This is a genomic window from Endozoicomonas euniceicola, assembly GCF_025562755.1.
GTDB lineage: Bacteria > Pseudomonadota > Gammaproteobacteria > Pseudomonadales > Endozoicomonadaceae > Endozoicomonas_A > Endozoicomonas_A euniceicola.
Window position 1 is genome coordinate 3243476 of record NZ_CP103300.1, and the last position, 22232, is coordinate 3265707.

Sequence of the window (22232 nt, forward strand, 5' to 3'; positions counted from 1 at the left end):
AGGATAAAAATAGTATATTTTATGAGTATATCAAACTAAAGCTCAATGACTGTCTTTGTTCCAGCCTGCTCCGACAGACATCGGTTCAACACCTCCGGCAGACTTTCTCCTTTACACATCCAAACCTCTTCACCTTCATCAAAATCAAAATGAAACCCACCACTTTTTGCCGCCAGCCAGAGTTGCAGCAGAGGTGTCTGGCGACTGAGGATAACCTTGCTGTTGTCGGGACAGGTCAGGGTCAGAATTCCGGCTGAGGTTTCATAATCAATATCCAGATCCTGTTCTTCAATGGCGTCTTCAATAGCCATCATCAATTCATCAAGGTTCCGGTTAAACTGGTTTTCGTTCATAGGTTTACTCAGTAAGGTGTCAGGGTTTGTCGATGGGAGTTGTCAATTTCGTCGTAAAATCTCGCCTTTATCTCTTCAGGGTGCAATCGGGCGAAGAGTGTCAGCGTATCAGGACGACCAGTGCGAGCAGCCCGGATTATCATCCTCCTGGCCTCTCCGGCCTGACTGGCGATTATTCACTGGTTCCCAGTCCGGGTTGTTTTCAGATGGCTGCTCCTGATTATCAATCGTCAAGTCTATATCTGATAGTACAGTAACGCTGATTTCCTGACCGGTTGCTATGTCTCTGAGTTGATAGACTTTTGGTTTTGATTTTTTTTTCGATTTATTATGACCACTACCAGTTTCCAGCTGTATCAGTGGCAAAATCCTATAGCCTAGTCTTACTTTCTGGCAAAGCCGTGGGCCATTCTTTATATCGGGTTGTATCAGGGCAACCAGGGTTAAGTGAATCGCTTTCATAAGGTTGGCGTCGTTCATATGAAAAGCCGCAAGTGGCAAGCCGTGGCTGTACAGACCCCTTACCATATACATGCCTCTTGTGGATAAATCGGTATGCTCACTAGAGTGACCATGACGTAATGGTGAAGAGATTGTCGGCCTTATTGATACCCCGTCAACAGACCCGGACTCTGTCGGTATTTCGTGTAAAGGGGGCAAAGTGTACGGAATATAGCTCTCGCTCTTCGGATAATGAACCCAGCTAAATGAATGACGAACCTGTTTAAGGAAGGTATCGATTATAAGGGATGAAGGAAGGGGCTCTGTATTACTTTCAAAAGTCCGTTGATAGCGGGAACCTATAGACATAATTGAAACTCTAATCTTTCCTTCTACGATAAAGGAACGAAATGCCAGCATCCGGTAGGTGTTGTTTATCCCTAGCATTAACACTGAACAGGCTCTATGATCGTCATCAATGCGCAGGCCTCCCACAATGCGCACGCCCTTTTTGTCCGGCCGGGGTTCGATAATTAAATAATTTCGGTAATGGCAATGGCCTGAAGGTGCCATAAAAAGTGCTGTAAAAAAGAGAGGTATAACTAAAAAAGCATGTTTCATTAAAGGCTCCGAAGGAAAGATTATTCCTGGTACATCGCTTCATTATGTCTGACTTGTAGGTTGGGAAGAGTGCAACGACTCCCAACACGGGAGCTCAATGTTATTCACCGTGTTGTGAGTTACCCTAAAGTGCACAAGCATTTCGTTCTTCCCAGCCTACGCAACAAGTCATAGTCATTGAAATGATGTACTAGAGTCCGGGCGGGTTCCATAGTTATACTGTTGTGGTTGGCAACCAGATAATCTTATTGTTACAGAAGCCCCCGGAGAACAATGAATGATAGTAGCTTTTAAATTAACAGCGAAGGTAATGACCATACTGGTTTTCTGTACCTTCCTGCTAGCAGGGTGTGGGCAGAAAGGTGACCTCTACCTGCCGGAAAACGCTTCTGCCCCTGCGCTCACGCCACAATAAAGCACAGAGAAGACACGGCGCCTGAAGCAGTCATTGAACGAACAAGAGATAAGACAGATTCATGAACTGGTTTTCCTATCGTGATGGTGCGCTGCATGCCGAACAGGTGGCAATGTCACGTATCGCTGAAGAGTTTGGCACCCCCGCTTATGTGTATTCCCGTGCCGGGCTGGAAGCGGGTTATAAAGCTTATCGGAAGGCTTTACACGATGTTCCTCACCTGATCGCCTATGCGGTAAAAGCCAATGGCAATCTGGCGGTGTTGAACCTTCTTGCCAGTCTGGGAGCAGGCTTTGATATTGTTTCCGTGGGCGAGCTTGAACGGGTTCTGGCGGCTGGTGGCGACCCTGGCAGAGTGGTGTTTTCAGGGGTAGGAAAGCAGCGTGAAGAAATTCAGCGCGCCCTGGAAGTGGGCGTGCATTGCTTTAATGTTGAGTCTGAAACCGAACTGGATCGGATTCAGCAGATAGCAGAATCCATGAATAAACAAGCCGCGGTTTCACTGCGGGTCAATCCCGATGTTGACGCACAAACCCATCCTTATATTTCCACCGGATTGCGGGACAACAAGTTTGGCATTGATATCAATCGGGCGCTGGCGGTCTATCAGCGAGCCGCTGGGATGCCCAATATTGAAATAACCGGAGTGGATTGCCATATCGGTTCCCAGCTGACCCGTGGTGAACCCTTTATTGATGCCCTGGACCGGTTATTGCTGCTGGTGGACGATCTGCAAGCGCAGGGCATTGAGCTGAAACATATTGATATTGGTGGCGGTCTGGGCATTGCCTACAACGATGAAACGCCGCCAACCCCATCGGATTACCTGAATACCGTTAAAGCCCGGCTGCATGGGCGGAACCTGAAACTGGTGGTTGAACCCGGTCGTTCCATTGCCGGACAGGCGGGGATTCTGCTGACTCGGGTAGAGCTGATCAAACGCACCGACCATAAGAACTTTGCCGTGGTGGATGCGGCCATGAACGATTTACTGCGCCCTTCTATTTATAGTGCCTGGCATGGCATAGAGCCGGTAGAGCCTGATGATAGTAAAGAGGCGCTGGTTTGCGATATTGTAGGGCCAATATGTGAAACCGGTGACTTTCTTGGCAGAGACAGGGCGTTGAAAATAGTGGAAGGTGACCTTCTGGCTGTGAAATCGGCCGGGGCTTATGGTTTTGGCATGAGTTCGAACTATAACAGCCGTAACCGCTGTGCTGAAATCATGGTCGATGGTGATCAGGCGCATCGGGTCAGACGCCGTGAAACCATTGCAGACCAGCTGGCACCCGAAAGCCTGTTGCCTGAATAGCCAGTGAGTTACCGGAAGGACAGAACGAGTTTTTTATGCTGTTACACTTTACAAAAATGCATGGACTGGGCAATGACTTTATGGTGGTTGATATGGTCACCCAGTCGGTGCGTTTGCCTCCGGACAAAATCCGTCGACTGGCAGACCGCCGTTTTGGTGTTGGCTTTGACCAGCTGTTGATTGTAGAGCCGCCGACTGATCCGGATATGGACTTTCGTTATCGTATTTTTAATGCCGATGGCAGCGAAGTGGAACAATGTGGCAATGGCGCCCGTTGTTTTGCCAAATTTGTGCGGGATAAAAGGCTGATTGGCCGCGACACGATTCAGGTGCAGACGGCGGGCGGGAATATTGAACTGATTATTCATGCCAATGGCGAAGTCTCAGTGAATATGGGGGTTCCCAGGCTGCAACCCGAAGATATTCCGTTCCGGGCGCAGGAACAGCGCGCTACTTACGACCTCCGTATTGACGGTGAGGAGTTTGAAATCAGTGCCGTTTCCATGGGCAATCCCCATGCGGTTATACAAGTAGACGACGTTAATCGTACGCCTGTGGCACGACTGGGTTCGGTGATGGAAAAACACGGTCGCTTCCCCAAACGTTGTAATGTCGGCTTTATGCAGGTTCTGGATCAGGCCGAGATCAACCTCAGGGTCTTTGAACGAGGGGTGGGTGAAACCCTTGCCTGCGGTACGGGTGCCTGTGCGGCGGTAGTCGCCGGACGTTTGCAGGGGCTTCTGGGTGACGAGGTTCGGGTCAACCTTCCGGGGGGGACACTGAACATCCATTGGTCGGGAGAAGGTCACTCGGTTATTATGACCGGAACGGCCACCCGAGTATTTGAAGGACAAACACGCTTATGAGCGATTCAGCCACTCCGGAGTCCAGCGCCACCACTTCCACTCTTGCCCGTAAGGGTGCCCGTGAGAAGCCGCCTGCTGAACTGATGCCAGCGGAAGTGGCTGACTACCTGCAGCAGAACCCTGACTTTTTTATGGAGCAGGACGAACTGTTGATGTCATTAAGCCTGCCTCATCAACGCGGTTCTGCCATATCCCTTTATGAACGACAGCTGGCGCTGCTGCGTGATCGTAACGATGATCTGAAACAGCGTCTGAACCGTCTTGTCCGTGTGGCTAACGACAATGACCGTTTGTTTGACAACTCCCGCCGACTGGTTCTGGCTTTAATCGAGAGCAACGATCTGGAGCAGGTGACGGAAACGCTTCGTGACGGCCTGGAAAACGACTTCGGCGTGGAGTTTCACGCCCTTATTCTTTTCAACAAACAACCGGTCGATAGTCCGGTTCGCACTGCAAACCCGGATGTTGCCAATTCTGTACTGGGTGAGCTGCTGGTCAGCCTGAATGGTGGTCAGAAAGTGGCGTGTGGCCGTATGGCGGAGAAAGAGCTGGAGTTTCTGTTCCCGAACGATCATCCGGCTATCGGTTCTGTCGCCCTGTCGCCACTGAATTTCCCCGACTCTGTTGGTGTACTGGCGCTGGGCAGTCGGGATGAAAATCACTTCAGGGCTGCTATGGGTAATCTGTTTCTGGGTTATTTAAGCGATGTTCTCTGTCGTGTATTGAGCCGGTTTCTCTGATGTCGTCTCAGCGCTGCCCTTTACAGAAAGATATAGATGCCTTTTTAGATTATCTGAAATTTGAGAAAAACAGCTCCCGGCATACGCTGGCAGCCTACCGTCGTGACCTGAAGAAACTCTCGGACTGGCTGACGTCACAAACGATCAGCGTATGGTCTGATATTTCTGAAAAGCGTCTCAGGCTCTGGCTTGCGCAACAGCATGAAAACGGTTTGCAGAGCAAAAGCCTGCAACGGTTGCTGTCGTCGGTACGCAGCCTGTTTCGATATCTCAACCGACAGGGAATTGTTGAAGATAACCCTGCCAAACGCCTGTCTGCCCCCAAAGCCTCAAGAAAACTGCCCGTCACCCTCGATACCGATCAGATGGATGCGTTGCTGAGGACTTGTGATAACGACCCGCTGACTTTAAGGGATCAGGCCATGCTGGAGCTGTTTTATTCTTCAGGGCTGCGGTTGTCTGAACTGGTAGGGCTGAACCTTGGCAGTTTTGAAGAGGATTACCAGAGGGTCAGAGTGCTGGGTAAGGGCAGTAAACAGCGAATCGTACCCGTAGGACGCAAAGCCAGGGCCGCCATTCGGTTATGGCTGTCTGCCAGGGCGATGCTGCCGGTGAAAGACGAACAGGCTTTGTTTCTGTCGCAGCGGGGCGAACGGATCAGCCAGCGACAGGTGCAGAACCGGGTCAAACAACAGGCACGGGAACAGGGCATGCCGACGTCTGTTCATCCCCACATGTTAAGACACTCTTTTGCCAGCCATCTACTGGAGTCCAGTGGCGACCTGAGAGCGGTTCAGGAACTACTGGGACACAGCGATATTTCCACCACCCAGATTTATACCCACCTGGATTTTCAGCATCTGGCGGATGTATACGACAAGGCGCATCCAAGAGCCCGGCGTAAAAAAGATAAAGATTGAACCATTGGCGGGGCTGGCTGTCCTAACCATTAATGGATTAACGCATAAAAGAGCTGTTCATGGATTTATCACCTTTACTTCCTTCAGGCAGGCTGGCGCCTGTTCCTGTTACGTCTGTGGAGGCACCTTCCTTATCGACTGTTGAAATCGTTGAGCCTGATACAAAAGTGCGCGATACGAGGGAACAGGATGCCTGCAAGTTGTCATTATGCCTTCCAGATAAGCATCTGGCGCAAAGACCGGTTCAAGAGTGGAAGCTTTATGGTGATGGCCTTAATTCTGGTATCTGGAGCCAGTTGTTTGAGCAGTCGGTTTTAGAGGCGAAAACACGGGTTATAGAAGAAGGCTGGACAGCAAAACAGCTGATACCTTTTTTTGAAATGAAAAGAAGGGAGATCGCTCAGGAAAGAAAGACGAAAGATGCAGAGGATTTTGGTGTACGGCGGGATCGCTCCGGAGATGATAAAAAAAATATCCTAACCAGTACCTTTCTTTATTCCGGACATTATTTTTACGGCATGGAGAGGGCTGTGTCGCTACCTTACGATGGCAAGAATTATCTTAACGAGGATGACTCTGACCTGGCTCAGCTATTCCGGCAGCGATTCAGGGGGCACCTTAAATCACTCCGTTATGGCCTGGTTCAAGGGCATATTGGTGATGAGGACATCCCGTTAACCCAGTATGTTTTCTGTCCAAGAAAAAAGCGGCATCGTCGTTGCGAGTCTGAAGACTGGTTTGGCAAAAAAGATGAATTTTATGTTGGGGAAAACAAAGAGTCTGCCATCTGGCTTCACACGGATGAAAAACTGATCTCCAGAGTAATGGAGCATATTGAAAGCCTGGTTGAAAAGGGGCTCAAGGGTGATTTAACGGTTATTCCAAGAATTCACTGGTGGTATGTTCATCTGGCACCGACGCACCGGGGCAGCGGGGGCATTACAGAGATGCTGACCAATACGATCTGTCGTATCCATGGTATTGACCTGCCTGCATGGGAAAAAGGGATAGCGCCTTCTGTGGAAGTACTGCTTGAGCCGGATGAAGAACGTTTCTGCCAGAACTATCACCAGCTCTTCAGTCAGGACAAAGCCTTTTTGAAGGAAGTCTTTCAGGGGCAGAGCCGTTGAATTCATTTTGCTGTTGTCGTCGATATTCAGCAATGCAGAAATCTCAAATACCTGTGATACTCTTCAGCATCGATAACACTCCAAAGGAGTCTGTCAGATGCCTGCAAATAACGTTTTTCACCTTGGAATTACCCGCGACCAGTTGCAGGGTGCAGAGTTAGCCATTGTTCCCGGTGATCCGGCAAGAGTTGAGCGCATTGCCAGCCAGATGGATAACCCGAAGTTTCTTCACAGCGTGCGAGAATACACCTCCTGGCTGGCCGAACTGAATGGTAAGCCGGTTGTCGTCTGTTCCACTGGCATTGGTGGGCCATCAACGTCTATTGCCGTAGAAGAACTGGCTCAGCTGGGTGTTACAACGTTTCTGCGGGTGGGGACAACAGGGGCGATTCAGGAATCTATCGAGCCCGGAAGTCTTATTGTCACCAATGCCTCTGTTCGTCTCGATGGTGCCAGCACACATTTTGCGCCGATGGAATTTCCGGCGGTTTCCTCGTTTGAATGTACCGAAGCCCTGGTGTCTGCCGTTCGTTCAGAGTCTGCTGATTACCAGGTGGGAATAACCGCTTCCTCCGATACCTTTTATCCGGGGCAGGAGCGTTACGACACCGTTACCGGGCATGTTATCCGGCGTTTCCGTGGGTCCATGGAAGAGTGGCAGGCGCTGGGTGTCCTGAACTATGAAATGGAGTCGGCAACGCTGCTGACCATGTGTGCCGCCTCAGGGCTGAAAGCCGGTTGCGTAGCCGCTGTGATCGTAAACCGGACACGTCAGGAAATTCCTGATGAATCAAAAATTGCAGAGGCAGAAGCCAGGGCGGTCAGAGTGGTGGTGAAGGCGGCTGGCCTGCTATTAAGCAGAGAGTAGCAGGTGGTTTGATGACTATAAAAAAAGGCCATGCAGATTAAGGGGAGCTGAAGGTTAGAATATACTGCTGTTGGCTATTAGCTTTTGGTGGTTGGCTGTATGAACAGCTAATAGCCAAAAGCCAAAAGCCAATAGCCAATAGCCAATAGCCAATAGCCCGGCAGGTTATTGAATCAGTACCGTGGAGGCAAGGTAATAGCCCGTCAGTGTCACCAGAATAATGCCAATAATATTCAGGGCAAACCCGGCCTTGATCATATCGACAATTTCCAGCTTGCCCGAACCGAAAACAATAGCGTTAGGTGGCGTTGCCACCGGCATCATAAAGGCACAGCTGGCTGCCAGGGCGGCAGGCACTGTCAACAGAACCGGGTCTATGCCCAGGGACACGCCCAAAGCCCCCATTAAAGGCAGGAAGCCTGCGGCTGTGGCCGTGTTGCTGGTCAATTCGGTCAGGAAAATAATCACGGTAACCACAAAAGCCACCACCAGCAGAATCGGCAGGCCGCCAACAATGCTCATGGCATCGGCAATCCAGCTTGCCAGACCGGTAGACTTGATCAGGGCTGCCAGTGTTAAGCCACCGCCAAACAACAGCAATACGCCCCAGGGGATTTCACGGGCTTTGTCCCAGGTCAGGACATAAATGCGCTCATCCCGGTTGACCGGAACGATAAACAGGCTGATAGCCGCTGCAATCGCAATCCCCGCATCGGACAGACCCGGAATATAACCTTTCAGCAGTGGACGGAAAATCCATGCCAGAGCGGTCAGGGCAAAGATAATGCCGATGGTTTTTTCACCACGGGTTATCGGTCCCAGTTCGTCCAGTTGTCCTTTAAGTACTTTGCGCGCATCAGGACTTTCGGTGTCGTCTATTTTGAAGCTGACTTTGGTCAGCCAGAGCCAGGTGGCTACGAGCATCATAAAAGAAATGGGAAGTCCCACCATCATCCACTGGGCAAAACCAATATCAATGTTGTAGGTTTGATTCAGGAAAGCCGCCAGCAAAGCGTTGGGTGGCGTACCGATCAGGGTAGCCAGTCCGCCAATGCTGGCACTATAGGCAATGGCCAGCAACAGCATTTTGGCGAAACGCGCCTTGTTCTCTTCGGAGCCGCTCATCATTGCAGCCACCGACAAGCCGATAGGCAGCATCATGGCGCTGGTAGCGGTATTGGATACCCACATACTCAGGAAAGCGGTTGCCACCATAAAGCCAGCCACCTGACGGCTTGGCTTCACCCCGGTAGCGAGCATGATTCTCAGTGCGATACGTTTATGCAGATTCCAGCGCTCCATTGCCACGCCCAGCATAAAACCACCGAAGAACAGATAGATGGTTGGGTTGGCAAAGGGGGCAGTCACTTCCCGAATGCTGGCAATGCCCAGCAGTGGCACCACAACAATGGGGGTCAGGGCTGTCACTGGTATAGGCACCACTTCCGAGACCCACCAGACTGCCATTAAGGTGGCGACGCCTACCATATACCAGGCTTCCTGGGTCATTCCCTGGGGTGGCGGTGTGATAATGGTGAGAAAAAGAATAATCGGGCCAGTAAAGAGAGATACCCAGTAGGACAATCCGGGTGCACTGCGGGTGAAGGCAGAAGTGGCTGTTGTCATGCAAACCTCCTATTTATTGTTGTGCCCCCTAGTGTGCTGAAATGGAAGTGTGGTTTGTTGACCTGGGTCAATAGTGGTAAGGATAAAATTTATCGGTGCAGTTGCAAGCTGATGCTTATACTTTTTGACTGGGTCTCTTTTGACCCTGTTCTTTGTAATAGTAGAGATCAGGTATGAGTACATTAACCAGCAAACCCGGTATATCCATCATCAAGGCCGGTTCAGTAAAAATGAACGACCTGAGTCAGTTGTTTAATGTTACGGGTTTGAGCGGCAACATGTCAGAGCAGACAGTAACGAGCGACAAAAATGCTTTGTCGGTAGGACATTTTATCATGAGTCCGGGGGAAGGGTTTGAGTATACGTACGACAGTGTTGAGTTCAAAGTGATCACAAAAGGCAAAATTGTTATTCGAGATAAAGACGGTAAAAAGTACACGGCAGAGACCGGGGATATCATCCTGTTCTCTCCGGACGTAACCGTTTATTTTGATGGGGAAAGCGATGGAGAAGCCGTTTATATCGCACACAGGGAGCATGCTGAGGACTTTGCTCCACCCAAATAATTTTTCTGATCTGTGTTGATTTTTTACGTGTACCCCTATTGCGGGCTGAGACTGCGATAGGGGCTGTTCTTTACAGGGAGATCATCAAATCTTCTGCTTTTTGGGGCTTTTTCAGTTCTTTGTTTTCATACAGAAAATCCGCTACTCGCTGATAGCGACCTGTATCCTTTGCCGCAGGGCGACGCGCCAGGTAAGGAATGGTGTCAAACCACGCACGTTTATTCAGCTTATTATCCAGCTGGCGGGGATTGGAGTCCCTGAAAATTTCCCAGCTTTTGTCCGGGTTGTTGGCAATAAACTGTGCGCCCAGCTCAACTGCACGAAGAAAACGACGAATGGCTTCTTTATCGTGCTTATCCCGGTTGGCAATGAAAATCAGCTCATCGTAAGGTGGAATACCATTCTCCTCGTAATAGAACATCTTGCCTTTACTACCCGACAGAATCAGTTCATTTAACTCGAAGTTACGGTATGCACCGATGATGGCATCAACCCGCCCGGTCATCAGTGAAGACGACAGGTTCCAGCCAACGTTAACAATTTTAATGTCGTCGTAGCCAAAACCATGAGGTTTGAACAGGGTATCAAGCAGTACTTTGCGGTTACCGTTGGTGCTGACACCAATGGTTTTGCCTTTCATGTCTTCAAGGTTTTTGATTTTGCCTTCTTCCAGAACAATCAGCCCATCCAGAGGGGTGGCCACCAGAGTGCCGGCCCAGACCAGAGGAATCCCTGAATCTACGGCATAATTCAGGGAGTGCTGGTAGTACACTGCAATGTCGGCACTGCCTGCTGCCACCAGTTTGGGGGGCAGGTTCGGGTCAGCGGGCTCCTGAATGGTGACGTTGAGGCCTTCCTGCTCAAAATAACCCTTCTGCTGCGCCACAATAATTGGGGCATGATCGGGGTTGATAAACCACTCCAGCATCAGGGTCAGGTCTTTGGTTTTCTCAACCGGAGCTGCGCTTGCCAGTATTGGCAACATGATCAGCATGAATGACAACAGTCGTTTAAACACGTTTTAAATCCTAATGGTCTTTCTGTTTTTATGGGCTGGATTACCGGGCAGTTTCCGTTTGCCAGGGAATCCACTTTTTCAGTAAGTGATCAGTAATGAAATACAGGCTGACGGTGCAGATGGCTAAAACCACCAGAGCTGCAAACATCTGGTCTACCCAGAGTCGGGCATTAGCCTGCATCATCATATAACCCAGTCCGGCACTGGAACCGACCCACTCCCCCACGACCGCACCAATGGGAGCCACCACCACCGCCACCCGCAAACCCGACGCCAGGGCAGGCAGAGCCGCAGGCCAGCGAATGTAACGGAGAATGGCGAAACCGTTGCCGCCCATGGTGCGTGACATTTCCAGCCACCCTTTGTCGGTGTGGCGCAAACCGTCATAGCAGCAGGTAGCCACCGGGAAGAAAATCATCAGGATGGTCATCACCACCTTGGAGGCCAGCCCGTAGCCAAACCAGAGCATCAGAATGGGAGCCAGCGCAAACACCGGGATGGCCTGGGTAATCAGCAGTAACGGCAGCAGCCATGGCCGCAGGTTGGTGAAATAGACCAGCAGCAAAGCCAGCAGAACACCAAAGCTGACGCCAAGACCCAGACCGAGCAGCATCTCAGTCATGGTGACCAGCGTGTTATCCCAGAGCAGGCTGGCGTTGTCGTGCAGGCTGAGGGCCACCTTTGTTGGTCCGGGCAGGATATAACCGGGTATTTCCAGTAACTGAACCAGAGCTTCCCAGCCCAGCAGCAATCCCAGTACAACAATCAGTGGGCGTATCATAAGGCAGCCTCCTCATGACGTAGTCGCTCCAGCAACTGACCATGCAGGGACATCAGCTGACTGTCGTCCAGTGAACGGGGTATTGCTTCGGGAGGAATAATGGGGTCAGTCAACCGGGCAGGGTGTCCTTGCAGGTGGTAAACCTGATGCCCCAGGCGCAGAGCTTCCAGGGGGTCGTGGGTGATCAGCAGTACTGTGCGGTTATGCAGCAGTTCGCAGGCAAGATCCTGAAGGTTTAGCCGGGTAATGGCATCCAGAGCGCCAAAGGGTTCATCCATCAACACCACCGGGCGGTTTTCCATGAGTGTGCGTGCCAGGGCTACCCGTTGTCGCTGACCTCCGGAAAGGTTCTGTGGCAGCTCCTGCTCCTTATCACTGAGACCTACCCGGCTGAGTATATCCTTCGCTTTTTTCAGATGTTCAGGCGATATTTTCTGGCGACGGAATACCGAGCTACGCAGACGCTGTCCAAGGGTGACATTGTCCAGAACCGAAAACCAGGGCAGCAACAGGTCTTGCTGTGCCATCCAGGCGATGCGCTGGTTCAGCTCAACACCATCCTGACACAGGGCAGTACCTGAAACGGAAGCGTCCCGGCTACTGGCGTTCAGGCCGGCAATAAACCGCAGCAGGCTGGTTTTGCCAACACCGCTGCCTCCAAGCAGGCAGGTCCACTGCCCGCCTTTGAGGGTTAGATTCAGTCCTTCAAAAACAGGTTTTTTGTCGTACGACAGTGAGGCATCTTTAATAATAACGTCAAACATCACCAGTTCCGGTAGAAGTGGTGTACCGGGCCCTGGCCCTGTCCAATGTTTAAATCGTCTGCTTTGGCAATGGCTGCCGCGATGTATTCTTTACCGCCCTGAACCGCTTCGCCCATGCTAAAGCCCTGAGCGATCAAAGCTGTAATAGCAGACGACAGGGTGCAGCCGGTGCCATGGGTGTTGCCGGTTTCAGTCCAGGGCGATTCCAGACGATGCAGAGACTGACCATCGTGGTAAAAGTCTACGGCTTTGCCTCTTTCTATCTGGTTACCGGTCAGATGACCACCTTTCAGAAGAACCGCTTTGGCGCCCAGCTTCAGCAGGGGCTCGATCATGTCCAGCATCTGCTGAGTGCTTTCCGGTTTGTCCTGACCCAGCAGGACAGCGGCTTCGGGCAGGTTGGGGGTAATCAGGGAGGCTTTCGGGATCAGAACCTCTTTCAGGGTTTGAATCGCGTCCTGTTGCAGCAGAGCGTCACCGCTGGTAGCCACCATCACCGGATCAACGACCAGGCGCTTTACCTGATAATGCTCAATACGTTCAGCAACGGTTTCAATCACTTCCGGTTGGCTGAGCATACCGACTTTCACGGCTTTGACATCAAGGTCGGACAGCACCGAATCAAGTTGCTGTTTAATGAAGGCAGGGTCAACGTCGAAGATTCCCTGAACACCCCGGGTGTTCTGGGCAGTCAGCGCGGTAATCACACTGCAGCCGTAAGCACCCAGAGCCGAGAAAGTTTTCAGGTCAGCCTGGATGCCGGCACCGCCACCGCTGTCTGATCCGGCAATGGTCAGAGCAATGGGAGTGGAAAGGGTTTTATCAGTTATCATCGGTCCGGTTTACTCCTTCCGAACTGACGATGGAAACGTTGCGGCAAGCGATAAAAAAGCGGCAATGCATCGCTTGTTCGTCGGTTTCCTACGCCAGCATTATCTGGTTCAGGTTCAATGGGTATTTCTCAGCTGCCTTGTGGACAGCACCCCAACCAACGCGTCGAGTCTATTGGGTTTGGAAGTATGTGTCTATATGTCTCAGAGTTTCCCTGACTGAATTTCATGGCTGAAGCTGCCGGGCAGACAGGAACCAATAGTGATTTAGCCTGTCGAATCTGATGATAAGTATTCTGTTAAAAAGCCAAAGGGACATTTCAGATGCATACGGGAAGTAGCAATTCTTTATTACCACAGGCGCGATCCTTACAGCAGGCATTCCCAGAGACAACAACCGCTTCAGGTTATGAGCAGCCCCCAACCAATAGTTGTTCTATTTCGATGCCGGATCAGGAGGGGAAGAGGTTACCTGCTGCTGAAGGGGCTGGTGCTTTTAGCCCCTGCCGGGATCATAAAGTGACTCCCTCGGCGCCTGCGGCTATTTATGTAAACCCAAATCATTCTTCTGCGGGGGAACAGGCTTTTCAGGCTTTCCTGCAACGGCATGGCGACATGATCTCATCAGACGTTGAAGATGACATCCCATTGTCTCCAGACATTAACGGTACTCAGATTCTTTCTGCTGAAGAGTTTAAAGACATACTTTTAAGTGGAAAGGCTTTTGCTTCGGATGTCTGTTATGTGGTGCAAAGTGATATTGATCTGTCTGGCAATACATGGTTTAAAACCCTGCCCGACAACCTCATTGTTTTGGGTGAGCTGAATCTTGAAGATTGTTACACACTCAGGAGTTTCTCTAAAAATCTATTCGTTCAGAAAGACTGCAGGATAACGGGTTGTTTCAATCTTGAGGCTCTGGGTGAAAGGCTTATTGTTCTGGAAGATTTTGAGGCCTGTGAGTGTACCGGGCTAACCAGCCAGACAGCGAGTCTGTTTGTCCGTGGGAATATTGATATGGCAGGCTGTAGCGGCCTGAAAACCTGGACAGGCAAAACGCAATGTAATGGTAGTATCAATCTGACAGGCTGCTCAAGATTGGAATGCCTGGAGCAGATTGACGTTGAGGGTGATATTAATTTATCGAGCTGCTATCAACTTCGGGGGCTGCCTGAGAGTGTGGAAGCTTTTAAAGCGGGTGGCGATATTGTCTTGTCAGGCTGTAAACGCATTTCTCCCCTGCCAGAACACATTATCACGCCGGGCGACGGGAGTGATGAGAGTGAGCGGTATATAACATTAAACGACTGGAGCAATGTTCAGCACCGTTACAGCAAGGATCAGAATCGCAACAAGAACATAATTTTTGATTGTCAGCCACTGGACGATGCGCCGGATGAAACGTTTGCTGACTTTGCCGAAGCGTTTGGTTTCTGGAGCAGGAGTGCGCAGTCCGGGCAAGAGGCACCCGGTATTAATCATCTTGAGGATTTCGACAGAGGCACTCTGGTTGAATTCATGGAACACCTTACCCGGACCGCTGACTATCGAAAGTCATCCCATTCTGGTCTTCTGGCGCGGAGGGTGTTGAACATCCTTCCCCTTATCTCCGGGGCTTCAGACGCTGAAACAAGGCAGCGAGCCCTTGATATAATGTACTACGCTGTCAACTCCTGCGGTGACCGGGTTACTCTTGCGCTGCATGACCTTGAGGCTTTAACTCAGTTGATTCAGTCTGAAAAACGAGCACAGGAATGCAATGATCCCGACGAGTTAAAATCCATAGCCCGACAAATGATGTACATAGGCAAGATCAGGGAGTATGCCTGCAAGCTTGCGAACGAAAATGATCTGGATGACGTTGAGGTTGAGCTGACGCTACATCTCGCTTTTCAGAATGAGTTCAACCTGCCCGGGCGGACGCAGGACATTGAGTCAGCCTATTGTTTTGAGCTGGATGAAAAGCGCAGAAAAGAGATACGGGAAGCCATTGAGAATGAGTGTACGGAAAAGGCACTTGAGGCGTATCTGCAAAACTGGCCGACCTGGCAACAGTTTGAGCGCAGACAGAACATCCCTGCCTTTGATCAACTTCCTGTCACGTATGTCACAAAAGTCAGGGAGTGCTGTGATTTAACCAGTGAAGAAACGTCAGAAACGACAGAGATGGTGTTGTTGCCAGAACCTGAGGATATTCAGGTTACTTACAAAGCCCTTTACAAGAGTTACCTGCTTGATGGCAAGAATCCTTATACCCAAAAAGCACTGGACTGGAGCAAGGTTAAGAAAATTCAGTCCGGATCAGGGGCGGTATAAAAAGCTCCCTGTTCCGGACTTTATCTGAGCAGGGCTGCTTATGATTGTCCGAAAGGACCATTACAGGCCATTTCAGGGCGTCTGGGCTGGTAGGGCAGAAAGAAACGGTGCATCTCTTTAATGTCGTGCTCTTTGTCATCGGTGACGGGCAGGGGGGCTCCGAAAACCACCTGACGGTGCTTGAAGTCAAAAGCGACAGGAATGATCGGTATTTCTGCCCCTTTGGCAATGTGATAAAAGCCGGTCTTCCAGCGTTCTACTTTTGAACGAGTGCCTTCCGGGGTGACGGCCAGTATAAACTCATCGGCTTGTTTGATTTGCTCAATGCAGGCGTCTACCCGGTTCACGGATTCGTCCCTTTTGATGGGAACGCCACCCAGTCCGCGCATCAGCACACCCAGGGGCCAGAAGAACAGTGAGTGTTTGGCAAAAAATTGCAGCTTCAGGCCAAGTACCAGCTTGGCGGCAATTCCGACAAAGAAGTCCCAGTTAGAGGTATGATGAGCGACAATCATCACATATTTGCTGGCAGTAGGGAGAGGGCCCGCAATGGTCCAGCCACCTAAAACGCGAAGAAAAAAACGACCAATAGCGGCTTTTACTGGATTGGGTTGTAGCTGATGTTTATCCATTAACACTGTATTTAATTTGTTTAGGAAAGCCGAGGGCATACCTCAGCGCTGACATTTTTTGCAATAGAATGTACTTCGATTGCCCAGCCTGCTTTCAATAATGAACGACTGACATCGTGTACAGGGCTTACCGGTTCGACCATAAACGGTAAGCTGCTGCTTAAAATAACCGGGTTTTCCATCGCCGCCGACAAAGTCTCTCAGGGTGGTTCCTCCCTGTCTGATGGCCTCTGCCAGAGTGGTTTTGATGCAGTCCGTCAGACGTTCATAACGGGCTCTGGAAATTTTTCCCGCTGGTCGATCCGGGCGAATCCCCGCTTTAAACAGCGCTTCATTGGCGTAAATGTTACCAACGCCAACGACCACATGGCTATCCATGATAAAGGTTTTTACTGCCTGAGATTTATTTCGGGACCGGCGATAGAGCAAACTGGATGAAAAGTCGTCACTCAGGGGTTCGGGCCCCAGTTTGTTCAGCAGTTCGTGCTCATTAACAGGGGAGCTGCTCCACAATACCGCACCAAAACGACGGGGGTCGTGGTAACGAAGGCAGGAACCATTGCTGAAAAATATATCGACATGGTCGTGTTTTTTTGCAGGCTCATCGCTGTTGACCATTCTCAGGCTGCCCGACATGCCCAGATGAATCAGCAGGTGGCCGCCTTCGACTTCAAGCAGTAGATATTTTGCCCGGCGTTTGACCGACTCGATAACCCGGCCAGCGAGAAGCTCTGAAAGATTATCGGGAACAGGCCAGCGCAGTTTTGGGTTTCGTACTTCTACGTGCTTGATGGTTTGCCCGACGATATGCGGCTCGATACCACGGCGGGTTGTTTCAACTTCGGGCAGTTCTGGCATGGCGTTCCACTTGAGTAAAAATCCCATGAATGGTGTGAGCAGTATACCAGCGACCTGCCTGTGAAAACGCCGGTTTCAGAGTTGCTGCATCGTTCTTGTTAAGTTCAAGTTCATCTTGCTGTGACAATTTATTTTGGGAATAGCTTTTTACTACGTGACTGCTCCCCCACGTGAACGCAGTCACAGTTCGGGTGCCACAGTTACCGTAAAGGCAGCTATGCCTTGCTGGTCATAGCTGCCCCACCAAGTGCAAAAGTAGTGGCTACTCTATTTTCTGCGCCACTGCTGCGTTCGTTTCAATAGCAACTCACCCAGACTTATATGAGCTATTTTAACGACAGCTGCCGTCATCAGGATCATCACCGCCATCGCCGCCGCCGCACCGTTTTGCCCTGCATCCTCCATATTCAGAACGGCCACGGAAGCCAGCATAGTGTCGGTTGAATACAGGAAGACAACCGCAGACGTGGTGGTCAGGGCATTCACAAACAGGTAAATGGAAATGTCCAGAAGTGCCGGTGCGCAGACAGGCAGAGAGACTTTAAAGAAAGCTTTGTACTGCGGGACTTTCAGGGAGGCAGCGACTGACTCAATCTCTGAAGGCAGTTTTTTCAGGGCCGTCAGTGCTGTCAGGTGCCCTACCGTAAAGTAGTGGGCGACAGTGTTGATGACCAGAATGGTCATGGTGCCATACAGCATGCCCAGAGGGTTGCCCGGCTGGTTGAAGAAGAAAATATAACCCAGACCCAGCACCATGCCCGGTACCGCCATCGGTATCATAGCCATGGCGTGAATAAACTGACGAACACCGCCGTGCATTTTGCTCTTTTCAACGTTATAGGCCGTGATAAAGATAATCACGGTACCAATAATCGCCGTACCCAATGCCATTTTCAGGGAGTTGAAATAAGGGTTCCAGCCGTGGGTGCTGAAACGCTCAAACTGATAGTTCTGCAGGGACAGCTCCAGGTTCCATGGCCAGAAGCTCACCAGTGAGCCGTAAACCGCCATGCCGATAATCGACAGGATCGCCAGACAGATCAGGCCACAGAAGGCGAAGAATGCGGTGTCCCTTAAAGTATGAGGCTCTGGTTCATAACTGACAGAGCGTGAACCAAACAGGTCAACCTGTTTACGCTGAACCCAGCGGTCAACAGCAAAGGCGAGCAAGGCAGGCAGCAACAGAAGCACGCTGGTCACTGCACCCATGGCAAAGTTTTGCTGACCGGCCACCTGTTTATAGATATCCGTTGCCAGAACGTTGTACTGGCCACCAATCACCTTGGGTACACCAAAATCAGTCACCACCAGGGTAAAGATGACGGTAATGGTACTGATCAGGCCAAACTTCACAGTGGGCAGGGTAACGGTCATAAAGGTCTTAAACGTCGATGAACGCATAACCCGGGCCGCTTCGTACAGGCGGGCATCGGACGTAGAGAGGGCAGTAGAAAGAATCAGAACGGCATGTGGAAAAGTCCAGAACACCAGGCCCAGTACAATCCCCGGCAGGCCATACACTGAATGACCAAACAGTAGTTCTCTGGCGATACCCTGATTACCAAACAGGTAAATCATACTGATCGCCGGTAACAGTGAGGGGGCCAGTATGGGCAGCATGCCGAGCACCTTGAACACCGGTTTAAAAGGCATACAGGTTCGTGTCAGGCCAAAGGCAAACAGGAAAGCCAGTGAAACGACAATACTCGTCACAATAAAGCCCAGTTTCAGGGTATTGGTAATGGACTGGGTCAGCACCCGGCTGGACAGGTATTCGGAAAAGTTTGCCAGACCTGCAAACTGGCCAGAGGCATCCTGAACACTTCGAACCAGCATGGTGAGCAGAGGCAACAGAAGTGTCAGCACCAGCCAGAGGGTGATCAGTGCCACGATGACAGAGACAATCGCCCGGTCACGACTAAAACCTGCCAGCCATGACTGCAAGGCTGATGGACGGTTATTCATTGAAGAGACTGTGTTCGTACTGCTGATACTATTCATTGGGTCAAATCCTTAGGGAAGCAGCAGAACATAATATACCGCTGTTGGCTGTTGGCTGTTGGCTGTTGGCTGTTGGCTTTTGGCGGTTGGCTGTATGAGCAGCTAATAGCCAAAAGCCAACAGCCCGGTAAGTTATTGAATGCTGCGCCCCTTAGAACGCCTCTGGTGGAAACACATGAATGTGTTGTTCCTGCAGCACGATGCTCGACTGGCTACCGGGACTGATCGCAAGACCAGACAGCTGGTGGATAGGGACATCGACCTTTATATTTTTGCGACTCTTCCAGCCTCTCGGGCTGCACTCCGCCCTTACGAACGTACCTTGAAATTCCATATTTTCAACCGTCACAGGCAGTTCGGAGGTGCCCTCGCCAAATGTCAGGTCTTCCGGGCGAATGCCCAGCAGTACTCGGTCATTTTGACGGCAAACAGGATCGACGGCGACGGTCGTTTCACCGACGTGGGTTTTATTTTGCTGGTCAACAATGCCATCAAGGAAATTCATGGAACCGACAAACTGAGCTACAAACTTCGAAGCCGGTTTCTGGTAGATGGCCTTTGATGTTCCTACCTGTTCAATATGACCATGGTTCATAACAACAATGCGGTCAGCCATTGCCATGGCTTCTTCCTGATCGTGAGTCACCATAACGGTGGTAATGCCAAGGCGTTTTTGCAGAGCGCGGATAGACTCTCGCAGTTTCACGCGAACTTTGGCATCCAGCGCAGACAGAGGTTCATCCAGCAACAGAAGGCCCGGAGACAGTGCCAGAGCTCTTGCCAGGGCAACACGCTGCTGTTGTCCACCGGACAGCTGTCCGGGATATTTATGACCGGAATCAGGCAGGCCAACGGTTTCCAGCCATTCATTGACCAGTACATGAACATCGGATTGAGACTTGCCCTGGTTATGGAGGCCGAATGCGATATTGTCGTATACCGTCAGGTTCGGGAATAAAGCATAGGACTGGAATACAATACCAAAATCACGTTTTTCAGGAGGCAGCGGCGTGATCTCTTTACCGCCCTGCCAGATTTCGCCTTTCTGGCACTCTTCAAGACCAGCAATCATTCGTAACAGTGTGGTTTTGCCACAACCAGAGGGACCCAGAAAACAGACGAACTCCCCCTTTTCAATGTCCAGTGATATATCTTCCAGCGCGGTGAACTGGCCAAATTTTTTGCCCAGATTACGAATGGAAAGGAATGATTGCATGGTGGTGAAGTCCTGGCAGAAAACAGTCATATACTCTAAATAGCTCAGCCCCCGAAACAGCGGGGGCTGGCATTTCATCAATCGATCAGGATTTTGGTTCAGATTTGTAGTCGAAGCGTTCAGACCACTCTTTCAGAACCTTCTTGCGACCCGTTGCCATAGCGTTGAAGTCCATGCTGACCATAGAGCTTTCAACATCCGGGTAGTTGGGTACTTCTCCGGTGACGGCTTTGTGGCCTACAACGGCATAAGCTTCAATGTACTGCTGGTTAGCCTTAAGCGTCAGTGACCAGTCAACCAGACGCTGCGCCGCTTCTTTTTTGGCAGTACCGCTGACCAGGCCAACCGATTCTACGTCCCAGCCAATTCCACCTTCAGGCAGGATCAGGTCCAGGGGAGCGCCCTGGTTTTTTAACTGAGCCCCACGAATCGCCTGAGAGATACCAATGGCGACTTCACCCATGGCTGCCTGAACACAGGGCTTGGAGCCGGAATGCGTATACTGGGCAATGTTGTTGTGCAGTCTGGTCATGTAATCCCAACCCTGCTTCTCACCTTTACTTTGCAGCCAGGCCGATACCTGCATGAAACCCGTGCCGGATGAGGCCGGGTTAGGCATGGAAATTTTGCCCTGATACACCGGGTCCAGCAGATCCTCCCAGGACGTTGGCTTTGGCAGGTTCTGGGCTTTGGCCACCGCTTCGTTAAAGCAGACCGCGTTGAAGAACGCCTGATTACCGAACCAGGCCTGATTCTTTTCCGGGTCGTTCAGTTCAGTTTTGATGTCTTTCAGCCCTTTAGGCGTGTAGGCGGCCAGTACCCCTTCGTTCTTCAGCAGCGCCATGCTGGAACCTGCCAGACCCCAGACCACATCGGCACGGTTGTTGTCTTTTTCTGCCAGCAGTTTGGCGGTCATGATACCGGTGGAGTCACGCACCCAACTAATACGGATATCCGGGTTTTCTTTTTCGAAGGCATTTTTATAACGAGCCAGCAGGTCGGTTTCGAAGGCGGTGTAGACGGTCAGTTCAACCGGCTTTGCAGCCATGACAGCAGAACTGATCAGTGAAGTGGCTGCAAGGGCCAGAACGGTCAGAGACTTTTTCATTGGAGTTTTCCTCAGATCGAAAGCTTTATAAATTTCTGGTGCCTACAGCCAGAGCACCTACAGCCAATTGGTACAGACCAGATTTAGATGATGATCTTAGGGAAGGAATATGACCGAAATGTGACGCTTGCATTTCAGTGCTGTTAATTTTTCCGGGCGTGCTGAAAGAATGTGAAATAGCAGGCGCAAAAAGAAGGTGTTTTGAAAATGCTGACGGGAAAATTATTTCATTGCGTATAAAAAATAAGCTGTATACTTGTTGCTCAAAAATAAGGGGCGCAGCATTCAATAACTTACCGGGCTGTTGGCTTTTGGCTATTAGCTGCTCATACAGCCAACCGCCAAAAGCCAAAAGCCAACAGCCAACAGCCAACAGCCAACAGCCAACAGCGGTATATTATGTTCTGCTGCTTCCCTAAGTAGAGGTGTCTATGCAGAACAACTATTTGTATGAAGCACTGGTCAATGCCGGCACAGATGCGGAGTTGGCAAAACAGGCTGCAAGCTGTGATCACTGCTTACAGGATATAAGAGAGCATTTGTACCAGGTCCACATTCAGGCAGCCAGTATGAACAATGAGATTCTACTGTTGCGAAGAGATGTAGAAGAGCGCTTTAAAAAAGTAGACGAACGTTTTGAAAAAATAGAAGAACGTTTTGAAAAAGTAGAAGAACGTTTTGAAAAAGTAGACGAACGTTTTGAAAAAGTAGACGAACGTTTTGAAAAAGTAGACGAACGTTTCGATAGATTGGAAGGACGTTTCGATAGATTGGAAGGACGTTTTGACAAGCTGGAAAGCATGGTTCAGCAATTATTGGATCGATAACACCACCCACCCCTTTCCTGTAA

23 protein-coding genes and 1 riboswitch are annotated in these 22232 nt (G+C 50.5%); of the genes, 10 read left to right on the forward strand and 13 right to left on the reverse strand.

Translation table 11 applies throughout. From position 1 onward, the window contains the following. Positions 1 to 35: 35 nt before the first annotated feature. Positions 36 to 353: an iron donor protein CyaY gene (gene cyaY, locus NX720_RS12905; protein ID WP_262601503.1), complete on the reverse strand. Its 318-nt coding sequence runs from the start codon at positions 351 to 353 to the stop codon at positions 36 to 38. Positions 354 to 461: 108 nt separating this feature from the next. Next, positions 462 to 881, reverse strand: coding sequence for a hypothetical protein (locus NX720_RS12910; protein ID WP_262601504.1), 420 nt, complete (start codon positions 879 to 881; stop codon positions 462 to 464). An 844-nt stretch (positions 882 to 1725) separates the two neighbouring features. On the opposite strand from NX720_RS12910, the gene lptM reads away from it, so the two are divergent. The 7 genes from lptM (at position 1726) to udp (ending at position 7666) form a co-directional block, all read left to right on the forward strand. Then, a complete protein-coding gene (gene lptM, locus NX720_RS27140; RefSeq protein ID WP_404831092.1) occupies positions 1726 to 1830 on the forward strand; it encodes an LPS translocon maturation chaperone LptM in 105 nt (34 codons plus the stop codon). 61 nt (positions 1831 to 1891) lie between these two features. Beyond that, on the forward strand, positions 1892 to 3142 hold the full coding sequence (gene lysA / locus NX720_RS12915) for a diaminopimelate decarboxylase (protein WP_262601505.1): 1251 nt from the start codon (positions 1892 to 1894) through the stop codon (positions 3140 to 3142). A gap of 35 nt (positions 3143 to 3177) precedes the next feature. Beyond that, a complete protein-coding gene (gene dapF / locus NX720_RS12920; protein WP_262601506.1) occupies positions 3178 to 4008 on the forward strand; it encodes a diaminopimelate epimerase in 831 nt (276 codons plus the stop codon). Then, the gene (locus NX720_RS12925) at positions 4005 to 4748 is read left to right on the forward strand and encodes a DUF484 family protein (RefSeq protein WP_262601507.1); all 744 of its coding nucleotides are present in this window, start codon (positions 4005 to 4007) and stop codon (positions 4746 to 4748) included. Before dapF ends, NX720_RS12925 begins: the two co-directional genes overlap by 4 nt. Next, a complete protein-coding gene (gene xerC / locus NX720_RS12930) occupies positions 4748 to 5668 on the forward strand; it encodes a tyrosine recombinase XerC (RefSeq protein WP_262601508.1) in 921 nt (306 codons plus the stop codon). The genes NX720_RS12925 and xerC overlap by 1 nt, the downstream gene beginning before the upstream one ends. Before the next feature lie 59 nt (positions 5669 to 5727). After that, complete coding sequence (locus tag NX720_RS12935) at positions 5728 to 6798, forward strand: hypothetical protein (protein WP_262601509.1); 1071 nt, start codon at positions 5728 to 5730, stop codon at positions 6796 to 6798. A 97-nt stretch (positions 6799 to 6895) separates the two neighbouring features. After that, complete coding sequence (gene udp, locus NX720_RS12940) at positions 6896 to 7666, forward strand: uridine phosphorylase (RefSeq protein ID WP_262601510.1); 771 nt, start codon at positions 6896 to 6898, stop codon at positions 7664 to 7666. A 165-nt stretch (positions 7667 to 7831) separates the two neighbouring features. On the opposite strand, the gene NX720_RS12945 is transcribed toward udp, so the two are convergent. Then, positions 7832 to 9292 carry an SLC13 family permease gene (locus tag NX720_RS12945; protein ID WP_262601511.1) on the reverse strand — a complete coding sequence of 487 codons (1461 nt, stop codon included), beginning with the start codon at positions 9290 to 9292 and terminating at the stop codon, positions 7832 to 7834. Between the two features lie 173 nt (positions 9293 to 9465). Here NX720_RS12945 and NX720_RS12950 point away from each other — a divergent pair, with 173 nt between their 5' ends. After that, a complete protein-coding gene (locus NX720_RS12950) occupies positions 9466 to 9858 on the forward strand; it encodes a cupin domain-containing protein (RefSeq protein WP_262601512.1) in 393 nt (130 codons plus the stop codon). A 70-nt stretch (positions 9859 to 9928) separates the two neighbouring features. Here NX720_RS12950 and NX720_RS12955 read toward each other — a convergent pair whose 3' ends face one another. The 4 genes from NX720_RS12955 to thiD are packed head-to-tail and all read right to left on the reverse strand — an operon-like array spanning position 9929 to position 13254. Continuing rightward, positions 9929 to 10876, reverse strand: a complete 948-nt coding sequence (locus NX720_RS12955) for an ABC transporter substrate-binding protein (protein ID WP_262601513.1) — start codon at positions 10874 to 10876, stop codon at positions 9929 to 9931. A gap of 40 nt (positions 10877 to 10916) precedes the next feature. Further along, positions 10917 to 11657, reverse strand: coding sequence for an ABC transporter permease (locus tag NX720_RS12960; RefSeq protein WP_262601514.1), 741 nt, complete (start codon positions 11655 to 11657; stop codon positions 10917 to 10919). Then, on the reverse strand, positions 11654 to 12421 hold the full coding sequence (locus NX720_RS12965) for an ABC transporter ATP-binding protein (protein WP_262601515.1): 768 nt from the start codon (positions 12419 to 12421) through the stop codon (positions 11654 to 11656). The genes NX720_RS12960 and NX720_RS12965 overlap by 4 nt, the downstream gene beginning before the upstream one ends. Continuing rightward, complete coding sequence (gene thiD / locus NX720_RS12970) at positions 12421 to 13254, reverse strand: bifunctional hydroxymethylpyrimidine kinase/phosphomethylpyrimidine kinase (RefSeq protein WP_262601516.1); 834 nt, start codon at positions 13252 to 13254, stop codon at positions 12421 to 12423. Before thiD ends, NX720_RS12965 begins: the two co-directional genes overlap by 1 nt. A gap of 68 nt (positions 13255 to 13322) precedes the next feature. Then, positions 13323 to 13418: riboswitch (TPP riboswitch) on the reverse strand. Between the two features lie 157 nt (positions 13419 to 13575). Between thiD and NX720_RS12975 the strand changes: the two genes are divergently transcribed. Further along, positions 13576 to 15567 (forward strand): NEL domain-containing protein, encoded by a 1992-nt coding sequence (locus NX720_RS12975; RefSeq protein WP_262601517.1) that lies wholly within the window; start codon positions 13576 to 13578, stop codon positions 15565 to 15567. 38 nt (positions 15568 to 15605) lie between these two features. On the opposite strand, the gene NX720_RS12980 is transcribed toward NX720_RS12975, so the two are convergent. The 6 genes from NX720_RS12980 to NX720_RS13005 form a co-directional block, all read right to left on the reverse strand. After that, on the reverse strand, positions 15606 to 16199 hold the full coding sequence (locus NX720_RS12980) for a 1-acyl-sn-glycerol-3-phosphate acyltransferase (protein ID WP_262595257.1): 594 nt from the start codon (positions 16197 to 16199) through the stop codon (positions 15606 to 15608). A gap of 42 nt (positions 16200 to 16241) precedes the next feature. After that, complete coding sequence (gene mutM / locus NX720_RS12985; protein WP_262601573.1) at positions 16242 to 17057, reverse strand: bifunctional DNA-formamidopyrimidine glycosylase/DNA-(apurinic or apyrimidinic site) lyase; 816 nt, start codon at positions 17055 to 17057, stop codon at positions 16242 to 16244. 267 nt (positions 17058 to 17324) lie between these two features. After that, entirely contained in the window at positions 17325 to 19058 is a 1734-nt protein-coding gene (locus NX720_RS12990) for a putative 2-aminoethylphosphonate ABC transporter permease subunit (RefSeq protein ID WP_262595258.1), read from the reverse strand. A gap of 151 nt (positions 19059 to 19209) precedes the next feature. After that, positions 19210 to 20274, reverse strand: a complete 1065-nt coding sequence (locus tag NX720_RS12995; RefSeq protein WP_262595259.1) for a putative 2-aminoethylphosphonate ABC transporter ATP-binding protein — start codon at positions 20272 to 20274, stop codon at positions 19210 to 19212. A gap of 85 nt (positions 20275 to 20359) precedes the next feature. Beyond that, on the reverse strand, positions 20360 to 21382 hold the full coding sequence (locus NX720_RS13000; RefSeq protein ID WP_262595260.1) for a putative 2-aminoethylphosphonate ABC transporter substrate-binding protein: 1023 nt from the start codon (positions 21380 to 21382) through the stop codon (positions 20360 to 20362). Positions 21383 to 21407: 25 nt separating this feature from the next. Continuing rightward, entirely contained in the window at positions 21408 to 21755 is a 348-nt protein-coding gene (locus NX720_RS13005) for a hypothetical protein (RefSeq protein WP_262595261.1), read from the reverse strand. Between the two features lie 58 nt (positions 21756 to 21813). Between NX720_RS13005 and NX720_RS13010 the strand changes: the two genes are divergently transcribed. After that, the gene (locus NX720_RS13010; protein WP_262595263.1) at positions 21814 to 22209 is read left to right on the forward strand and encodes a hypothetical protein; all 396 of its coding nucleotides are present in this window, start codon (positions 21814 to 21816) and stop codon (positions 22207 to 22209) included. Positions 22210 to 22232 lie beyond the last annotated feature (23 nt).